Here is a 205-nt window from a genome sequence, read left to right as displayed (position 1 = left end):
CCCGCCATTGGCGCTTTCATGTACCTTTACACAGTGGAGTCTACGCTCAGATTCTCCATGTCCGCGTCCCCGGACAGCGCGTGAAATACTGCCTCCAGTGTGCCGTCATCCCGCCACTTGGAGAATCGCGCGTACACAGACTGCCAGGGGCCATAGGCCGCCGGCAGCTCACGCCACTGAGCACCGCTCCGGACAATCCAGAGCA

The 205-nt window shown here is 61.5% G+C and carries 1 protein-coding gene; it reads right to left on the bottom strand.

Translation table 11 applies throughout. The features are described from left to right. Positions 1-26 precede the first annotated feature (26 nt). Entirely contained in the window at positions 27-197 is a 171-nt protein-coding gene (locus NE547_RS18750; protein ID WP_370866869.1) for a transposase, read from the bottom strand. Positions 198-205 lie beyond the last annotated feature (8 nt).

Source organism: Flavonifractor sp. DFI.6.63 (genome assembly GCF_024462255.1).
In the GTDB taxonomy this organism is placed as follows: domain Bacteria; phylum Bacillota; class Clostridia; order Oscillospirales; family Oscillospiraceae; genus Lawsonibacter_A; species Lawsonibacter_A hominis.
Note: the sequence above shows the minus strand (reverse complement) of the source record. Positions and strands in the feature narration are given on the sequence as shown.